We start from the raw sequence: 8006 nt of genomic DNA on the forward strand, positions 1-8006 counted from the left end.
CAGCCTTATTTGCCGCGCTGGCTAAAGCTGTGCAGCGCTTTTTCAATGCATTGTGCGGTTTTGCCGAAGGCTTGCAGGGTGATGTCCGAGAATGGCCCGCCACCCTGGTCTGCCACGACGATCATGATTACCCGGCCATTGTTGAGCAGCGATCGCAGCAACAGGTGTTCGCCGCTGAACTGGCTGCGCAGGCTGTTGGGCAGTAACGCGCAAAACTGCGCGTTGTTGAGCGGCGTGAGGCGAACCTGAGCCTGTTGCGCGAGCAAGCGTTGCAGCACGGCGCTTTGATTGACGACAAAGTTCAGGCCAGCGGCTTCGTCAGGCAGCCCGGCCGTCTGGTGCACACGCAGCTGGGTATGGGTACGGTCGGCCATCAGGATCATCACCCTGCGCATGCCGCAGGCAACCAGTGCGTCGCGGGCAGAGGTGGTCAGGTGGATGGCGTTGGTGAAGCGACTTGGCTCGACCAGCAACTCAGCGCATTGTTTGCGCCACTTCGCCAGGTCTTCGGCGGTGGGTGCCGGGGCTGGCTGCAAACTGGCATGCACAGGGCTCGTGCCCCATGGCCAGATCAGCGCGACAGCGGGATGCCAGAGGTCGGGCATGGCGTGATAACGCGCGCTGTTGGCGGCTTGCTGGTGCAGTTGTTGTTGCACCTCGCTCATCGGTATTTGCAAGTAGAGGCTGGTCAGGTACTGCCAGCGCTCACTGTGCGGACTGTCCCAGGCATGGTGCGCCGAGAGCGCCAGCCCGTTGGCTAAAAGTACCGTGTTGGCCGGTTGATTGAGCCATCGGCGCAGGGTCGGGTCGTCATCCAGACGGTTCTGCTGGCGTAGCGGGTGCTCGCTGTCACGGGCAATGCGCAGAACTTTGACCAGCTCCCGTTGCTCAGTCAGCAACAGTCGATACCCCTGTTGAACCCAGATCGGCAGGTGCCACAGGTTCACCAGGGCCAGGCCGATCTCCAGCAGGCGAGCGCCAAACAGTTGCTTTTCGACGGTGCGCGCCGATTCGCCTTTATGAATGACCCGCAGCTCCCAGTCTTCGAGCAAGTGCGGATGCGTCAGCGCCATTGGCCACAGTGGTGACAGAAACAGCAGGCTGCCCCAATGGATGTCCTGCCACAGGCGCGCCAGGCGGCTGGCAAAAAAACCGTTGGCCTGTTGGCAGGCGTGCTGGCTGATCAATTGCAACTGGCGCAGGGCTTTGGGAATCTCGCCCTGGGGCATGGCGGGCAGTCGCGCAAGCAGCTCCTCGGTGCGTTTCAAGCCGAGGCGATTGATGGCAACCTCAAGGTTTTCCGCAGGCTCGGTCATGCCGCCATGGCTGTGTCGGTTGGCCTCGCGAATCACGCTCAGGGCCAGGGCCGGACTGTCCTGCATCAAGTCGGCGATCTTGCGCACAGAGCTGCGACTGTCGCGCAAGGCCCGGCAGACACGGTCGTGACTGTCCTGCGGAACTGGCAGGCGCACACCGTCGAGAAGTTTGACCCAGCCTTCGAGCGTGGTCGGGGTTGGCGTTGGGGCGTTCGTATTTTTAGCCATGTCTGGAGGCGATCATCGTCAACAATACCTGTGCCCGGAGGGGGTCAAATTAGCTTTTCGCCTGAACTGGCTATAGTCTGGCGCAGTTTTGCCGATAAGTAGAAGAAGAGATTTTTTAACTTCCGAATATGACCTTGAACCCGACTCAGTAAGTGCTCTCCTACCTATGGCTAAAATTATCGGCATCATCGTCGTATTCGCGAGCGTGCTCGGCGGATACGTGCTCTCCCATGGCAAGATTGCCGCCCTGATCCAGCCTTTCGAGGTCATGATCATCGGTGGTGCGGCCCTCGGTGCATTCCTGCAGGCCAACCCCGGTTACATGACCATGCACGTGCTCAAGAAATCCCTGAGCATGTTCGGTTCGCGTTTCAGCCATGCCTTCTATCTTGAAGTGCTGGGCCTGATCTACGAGATTCTCAACAAGAGCCGTCGCGAAGGCATGATGGCCATCGAAGCGGACATCGAAGATGCCGCGGCGAGCCCGATCTTCGCCAAGTACCCGACGGTCCTCAAGGATGAGCGCATGACCGCCTTCATCTGTGATTACCTGCGCATCATGTCTTCCGGCAACATGGCGCCCCACGAGCTGGAGGGCCTGTTCGACATGGAGCTCTACAGCCTCAAGGAGGACCTGGAGCACCCTTCCCATGCGGTGAACGGTATTGCCGACGCCATGCCCGGTTTCGGTATCGTCGCGGCGGTCCTGGGTATTGTGGTGACCATGGCCTCGCTGGGTGAGGGCGACCAGAAATCCATCGGCCTGCACGTTGGTGCGGCACTGGTCGGTACCTTCTTCGGTATTCTCGCGGCCTACGGTTTCTTCGGCCCGCTGGCGCATTCCCTGGCCCACGATGCCAAGGAAGAACTGAACGTCTACGAAGCTATCAAGGCCTCGCTGGTGGCTTCCGCTTCCGGCATGCCGCCGTCGCTGGCCGTGGAGTTCGGGCGCAAGGTTCTGTATCCGGCGCACCGTCCAAGCTTCGCCGAGCTGGAACAAGCGGTTCGCGGTCGTTAAGCCATGGAGAACAATCAGCCAATAATCATCAAGCGCGTCAAGCGCATCGCCGGCGGGCATCACGGGGGCGCCTGGAAAATCGCCTTCGCCGACTTTGCCACAGCGATGATGGCGTTCTTCCTGGTGTTGTGGCTGTTGTCCACCGCCACCCCGGAACAGAAGATCGCCATTGCCGGTTACTTCAAGGACCCGATTGGCTTTTCCGAAAGTGGCACGCCCTACATCATCGATCTGGGCGGCACGCCGACCATGGCGCCGGAGAATACCCTCAACCCCGAGGTGAAGACCCAGCCGCAGCCGGACAAGGTGACGGTCGACGTTGAACAGGTCGAAGGCATGGCCGAGATGGTGGAGAAGGAGCGTCTGGAACTGCTGCTGCAAGAGCTGCAGAACAAGGTCGAAGAGAACCCGCAACTGCAGAAATTCAAAGACCAGATCCTGTTCGAGATCACCCCGGACGGTTTGCGTATCCAGATCGTGGACGCCGAGAACCGGCCGATGTTCGACTCAGGCTCAGCCCGCCTGAAACCCTATTTCGAAGACATCCTGCTGGCCATGGCCGATACCATCAAGGCCGTGCCGAACAAGATCAGCATCAGCGGCCATACCGACGCCAAGCCGTACAGCGGCAGCGGTGAATTCGGTAACTGGGAGCTTTCGGCCAACCGTGCCAACGCGGCGCGCCGGGCCCTGGTGGCGGGCAGTTATCCCGAGTCGCAGATAGCGCGCGTGGTCGGTTACGCCTCGTCAGCCCTCTTCGATCGCGAGCATCCGTTCAATCCGGTGAACCGTCGAATCGACATTGTTGTGCTGACCAAGAAGGCACAGCGTGCCATCGAAGGTTCGCAAGGTGCCGAGCCTGCTCAGGACGCGCCGCAAGGTTCTGCCGCTCCGGCTGTACCGGTCGATCCGAACGCATTGCCGGCAGACAAGGAGCCGCTGCCGGCCCACGAACTGCGTGAGCGCTTGAACCTGTTCGATGACCCGGCGCCGAAGCCGGGTGAGCCGGCCAAGCAGTGACCTGACACTGGCCGTAGGAGCCGGCTTGCTGGCGATGGTCGTTAACGATAACGCGTGCTGCCTGGATGCACTCGGCGCATTTGAGTCTATCGCCAGCAAGCCGGCTCCTACAGGGGGGGGGTGAGAAAATCAGAAACCGCGAATGATTCTGGACTTCAAGTCAGTGTGGAATCGATCGGCGTTAGTCCTGTTGGCGCTACGCACCGACTCGCTGCCCGTCACCGATTCCAATGACATCGAGCGCTTGACCGTCAACTCGTTGCGGTAAGCATCAATAAAGAACTCGATATCCCTTTCGCTGCTCAGCTTCGGCCATTTGTCCAGGTACAGCGGCAGCTCTGTCGGGCCGGTCTTGAACGAGCAGATACGCCGATTGGTGATGGTCGCCTCGCCGATTTCGAAGGGCACCCACCAGGACAACGCGGTTTTCTCCGACACCACCGCCAGCAGGTGCGTGCATTCGCTGATGTTGCGGGTGATCACCCCGGTGATGTCGTCGGTGGTCTGGGATTCGGCATCCAGTACGTCGAGGTAGGTCTTGATGTTGGCCTGGATCAGGCGCGTGTTGATGTTGATCGCGTAGGCGCGGTCCATGTGGCGGTAGCTGATAAACACTGGCATCAGAAATGTCCCTTGATCGCGAGTTCGCGGTAATAGGCGCCGAGGGCGGTGAGGCGGCAGCCGGTGGAGTGGATGGCCGCGTAATACATGTGTTCGGCGTCCACCGGTTCGACCAGACTGTGGCGGTTGCACTTTTGCAGCTGGGCGAAGACCTCGCCCTGTTCGGGGTTGAACTCGGGTTCGGTGGGCTCAAAGCTGGGGGCGAGGGGGTAAGTCGACTCCGCCTCGGCAAACCACTCGGGGAGTTTGCGCAGGATTTCCTTGGGAATCAGCGGTGATACTTCGCGCAGGGAGATGAACTGCGAGACGTTGGTCTTGAACACCGGGCGCTGCTCCCAGGCATCGAGCGCGTTGTCGACAAACGAATAGAGGCTGCCGGGGGTGATCTTGCCCAGGATATTCGCCGCCCCGCCGTGCAGGGCCTGGAGCAACAATCCGGTGAACACGCCGTGCTGTGCGCCCTCCAGCGCCGGCTCTTCTTTTTTGCAGGCAGTCAGGATGGTCATGCCTTCGCCGACCACGCTGCCCTCGCTGCGCAAGGCGCGTACCTCGCCGGCCGAGCCGCCCTGGCAACAGTCGAGAATAATCACTTTGTTCTTGATCTTCGTGGCCTTGCTGGCCCAGTTCAGAATGTCGCTGAGGCGAATCCCGTCCTTGGCGCTCCTGTAATCCTGCGGGATCAGCATGCCCTCGTCGGTGTCGAGGTCGAAGCTGCCGTGGCCGGCGAAATACAGCAGGGCGACATTGCAGTCCCCGGAAAACAGCTCGCGGATCTGGTCTTCGAGTTTTTCCCGGCCCAGGTAGTCCTCGGCGGAGGTCAACACGATGTTCTTGAAGTTCGGATCGCCGTTGGCATCGGTCTTCAGCACCGAGGCCATGGCCATGGCGTCATTGCTGCAGCCCTTCAGGCTCGACACATGGGTGTAGTCGTTGATGCCGATAAACAGTCCTTTGCGCATGGTTACACCGCCGTGTGCTGGCGAATAGCGGTGACGATGCTATCGGTGTTCCACACACATTCGGCCTGTGCCGCGTCTCGTACCCGCGTGTCAATGCGCTCGATAGCCAATGGCTTGAGCGCAATGATCATCTTGCCCGAATGACGGATGAACAAATGGTAGGTCTGCATGGGTATCCCTCAGTGTCGCAGGAGTGCGAAGAGGGTTTGAACCTAGGCGATTGTCGGGCGGCCACAAGGGACCGGCGCAAAAAGAGAAATGTCCTACAAGCAAGCGTGCGTAGGCCTTACAGAAAAGTCTGATGTTTAAATGGAGGGGGAAACGCAGACTCCAACCACCCCGCTGAAGCAGGGTGGTCGGCTCGTCTGTTTAGTAGCCGTTTTCCGGCAGGCTAGCGATGATCGAGCGGTAGCTGTTCATCCGTTGCTGTTGCACGCGGCCGTCTTCCAGGGCCTTGAGCAGCGCGCAACCGGGTTCGCGGTCGTGCTTGCAGTCGCGGAAACGGCAGGTGCCGAGCAAGTCGTTGAACTCGATGAAGCCGGCTTCGACGTCGGCACGGCTGACGTGGCCCAGGCCGAATTCACGGATGCCGGGGGAGTCGATCAACTCGCCGCCACCGGGGAAGTGGAACAGGCGCGCGGTCGTTGTAGTGTGGGTGCCCTGGCCGGACAACTCGGACAACGGGCCGACGCGGGTTTCGACTTCCGGCAGCAGGCTGTTGACCAGCGACGACTTACCGACGCCGGACTGGCCGACGAACACGCTGATGCGCCCGTCCAATTGCTTCTGCAGCTGTTCCATGCCGTCGCCGTGGTGAGCCGACACTTCCAGTACCGGGTAACCCAGGGTGCGGTAGACCGCGAGCAGGGCATTCAGCGCCGGGGCGTTGTGCTCGTCGATCAGGTCGAACTTGTTCAGCAGCAGCAGCGGCTTGATGCCAGCGTGTTCGGCGGCTACGAGGTAGCGGTCGATCAGGTTGGCATGGGGCTCAGGCAGCGGCGCGAACACGATGACGATCATGTCGACGTTCGCTGCAACAGGTTTGAGCTGGCCACGGCTGTCCGGGCGGCAAAGTTCGGTGTTGCGTGGCAATTGCGCGACGATGACGCCGATGCCCTGGTTGCCGGCACGCCAGACCACCTGGTCGCCGGTCACCAGTGCGGGCAGGTTCGCGCGCAAGTGGCAACGGAACACCTGGCCGGCCAGCGCGCCATCGCGGGCTTCAACTTCGACCTGCACCCCGAAGTGAGCGATCACCAGGCCGTGCTGTTCCGGGCCTAGATCGCCGCCCTCAAGTGCCTCGACAGCCGAGGACTCGCGTTTGGCGGCGCGGGCAGCGCGTTCGCCCTGAATCTTTTCGATGCGCCAGTTTTGACGACGATTGAGTTGGCGTTTGGCCATGGGTGTTCCGTAGTAATAATGCAGCGATTAGGTAAAACGGCCGCGAGTTTAGCACGCCCGGCCACCGGCCTAGGCTAAACTGCGCAGCATTGCCTAGGAGCCGACACATGCAAAACCCGCAGAACCTGATCTGGATCGACCTGGAGATGACCGGTCTGAACCCGGATACCGATGTCATCATCGAAATGGCCACCATCGTCACTGACAGCGACCTGAACACTTTGGCCGAGGGTCCGGTGATCGCGATCCACCACAGTGACGAAGTTCTCGCCGGCATGGACGAGTGGAACACCCGTCAACATGGCGGCTCGGGCCTGACCCAGCGCGTTCGCGACAGCCGCATCAGCATGGCTGAAGCTGAGGCGCAAACCATCGCCTTCCTGGAGAAGTGGGTGCCCAAGGGCAAGTCGCCAATCTGTGGCAACAGCATCTGCCAGGATCGGCGCTTCCTCTATACGCACATGAAATCCCTGGAAAGCTATTTCCACTACCGCAACCTCGACGTTTCGACCCTCAAGGAGCTTGCCGCTCGCTGGGCGCCGGACGTGCGTGACAGCTTCAAAAAGGGTAGCACCCACCTGGCGCTGGACGATATCCGCGAGTCAATCGCTGAGCTGCAGCATTACCGCCAGCATTTCATCAAGGTTTGATCAGGTTGAGGGGTAACGCCACAGGTTTGTGATGTGTGTACCGCCCTCTTTTGGTGCTCGGGCGAAGTGCGTAGACTGCGCGCCTTTTCGCAAGGACTGCCACCATGTTGCTGATGCTTTACCTGATCGCCATCACCGCCGAAGCCATGACCGGTGCGCTGTCTGCCGGTCGCCGCGGCATGGACTGGTTCGGCGTGGTGCTGATCGCGTGCGTCACGGCGCTGGGCGGTGGTTCGGTGCGCGATGTGCTGCTAGGCCACTATCCGCTGACCTGGGTCAAACACCCGGAATACCTGGTGCTGACCACCATTGCAGCGATGATCACGGTGTTCACCGCACGCTGGATGCGCCATCTGCGCTCGTTGTTCCTGGTGCTGGACGCCGTCGGCCTGGTGGCTTTCACGCTGATTGGCTGCATGACCGCCCTGGAAATGGGGCATGGCATGTTGGTTGCCTCGGTCAGCGGTGTGATCACCGGGGTTTTCGGTGGCATCCTGCGGGACATCTTTTGCAACGACATTCCGCTGATCTTTCGGCGAGAGTTGTACGCCAGTGTTTCCTTCGCAGCGGCGTGGTGCTACATGCTCTGCCTGTACCTGAATTTGCCTGGAGAGCAGGCGATCCTGATCACGCTGTTCGGCGGCTTCCTGCTACGCCTGCTGGCGATCCGCTTCCATTGGGAAATGCCCAAGTTCGTCTACAACGACGAAGCGTAACGCTGCGATCCCCTGTAGGAGCTGCCGCAGGCTGCGATCTTTTGACCTTAAAAAATCAAGGTCAAAAGATCGCAGCC

General features: G+C 60.5%; 9 protein-coding genes. 4 read left to right on the forward strand and 5 right to left on the reverse strand.

The features are described from left to right. Positions 1-5 precede the first annotated feature (5 nt). Complete coding sequence (locus tag QLG10_RS04720; RefSeq protein ID WP_110754014.1) at positions 6-1544, reverse strand: HDOD domain-containing protein; 1539 nt, start codon at positions 1542-1544, stop codon at positions 6-8. Between the two features lie 166 nt (positions 1545-1710). Between QLG10_RS04720 and motA the strand changes: the two genes are divergently transcribed. Continuing rightward, a complete protein-coding gene (gene motA / locus QLG10_RS04725; protein WP_008063575.1) occupies positions 1711-2562 on the forward strand; it encodes a flagellar motor stator protein MotA in 852 nt (283 codons plus the stop codon). Positions 2563-2565: 3 nt separating this feature from the next. Further along, complete coding sequence (gene motB, locus QLG10_RS04730) at positions 2566-3582, forward strand: flagellar motor protein MotB (protein WP_282485806.1); 1017 nt, start codon at positions 2566-2568, stop codon at positions 3580-3582. 129 nt (positions 3583-3711) lie between these two features. On the opposite strand, the gene QLG10_RS04735 is transcribed toward motB, so the two are convergent. The 4 genes from QLG10_RS04735 to rsgA form a co-directional block, all read right to left on the reverse strand. Beyond that, positions 3712-4203: a toll/interleukin-1 receptor domain-containing protein gene (locus tag QLG10_RS04735; protein ID WP_033043514.1), complete on the reverse strand. Its 492-nt coding sequence runs from the start codon at positions 4201-4203 to the stop codon at positions 3712-3714. Beyond that, entirely contained in the window at positions 4203-5162 is a 960-nt protein-coding gene (locus QLG10_RS04740) for a caspase family protein (RefSeq protein ID WP_282485810.1), read from the reverse strand. The genes QLG10_RS04735 and QLG10_RS04740 overlap by 1 nt, the downstream gene beginning before the upstream one ends. A 2-nt stretch (positions 5163-5164) precedes the next feature. After that, entirely contained in the window at positions 5165-5332 is a 168-nt protein-coding gene (locus tag QLG10_RS04745; protein ID WP_282485811.1) for a hypothetical protein, read from the reverse strand. Between the two features lie 199 nt (positions 5333-5531). Next, a complete protein-coding gene (gene rsgA / locus QLG10_RS04750; RefSeq protein WP_033043516.1) occupies positions 5532-6563 on the reverse strand; it encodes a small ribosomal subunit biogenesis GTPase RsgA in 1032 nt (343 codons plus the stop codon). 107 nt (positions 6564-6670) lie between these two features. Between rsgA and orn the strand changes: the two genes are divergently transcribed. Both orn and QLG10_RS04760 read left to right on the forward strand, forming a co-directional pair. After that, positions 6671-7213 (forward strand): oligoribonuclease, encoded by a 543-nt coding sequence (gene orn / locus QLG10_RS04755; RefSeq protein WP_110754007.1) that lies wholly within the window; start codon positions 6671-6673, stop codon positions 7211-7213. Positions 7214-7317: 104 nt separating this feature from the next. Next, complete coding sequence (locus tag QLG10_RS04760) at positions 7318-7929, forward strand: trimeric intracellular cation channel family protein (protein WP_008064122.1); 612 nt, start codon at positions 7318-7320, stop codon at positions 7927-7929. Positions 7930-8006: the final 77 nt, after the last annotated feature.

This window comes from Pseudomonas sp. V98_8, from assembly GCF_029967975.1.
GTDB classification, from domain to species: domain Bacteria; phylum Pseudomonadota; class Gammaproteobacteria; order Pseudomonadales; family Pseudomonadaceae; genus Aquipseudomonas; species Aquipseudomonas umsongensis.

Coding starts and splice junctions, on each gene's coding strand:
- QLG10_RS04745 (WP_282485811.1), bottom strand. CDS start 5,332: ATGCAGACCTACCATTTGTTCATCCGTCATTCGGGCAAGATGATCATT.
- QLG10_RS04735 (WP_033043514.1), bottom strand. CDS start 4,203: ATGCCAGTGTTTATCAGCTACCGCCACATGGACCGCGCCTACGCGATC.
- QLG10_RS04720 (WP_110754014.1), bottom strand. CDS start 1,544: ATGGCTAAAAATACGAACGCCCCAACGCCAACCCCGACCACGCTCGAA.
- rsgA (WP_033043516.1), bottom strand. CDS start 6,563: ATGGCCAAACGCCAACTCAATCGTCGTCAAAACTGGCGCATCGAAAAG.
- motB (WP_282485806.1), top strand. CDS start 2,566: ATGGAGAACAATCAGCCAATAATCATCAAGCGCGTCAAGCGCATCGCC.
- QLG10_RS04740 (WP_282485810.1), bottom strand. CDS start 5,162: ATGCGCAAAGGACTGTTTATCGGCATCAACGACTACACCCATGTGTCG.
- orn (WP_110754007.1), top strand. CDS start 6,671: ATGCAAAACCCGCAGAACCTGATCTGGATCGACCTGGAGATGACCGGT.
- motA (WP_008063575.1), top strand. CDS start 1,711: ATGGCTAAAATTATCGGCATCATCGTCGTATTCGCGAGCGTGCTCGGC.
- QLG10_RS04760 (WP_008064122.1), top strand. CDS start 7,318: ATGTTGCTGATGCTTTACCTGATCGCCATCACCGCCGAAGCCATGACC.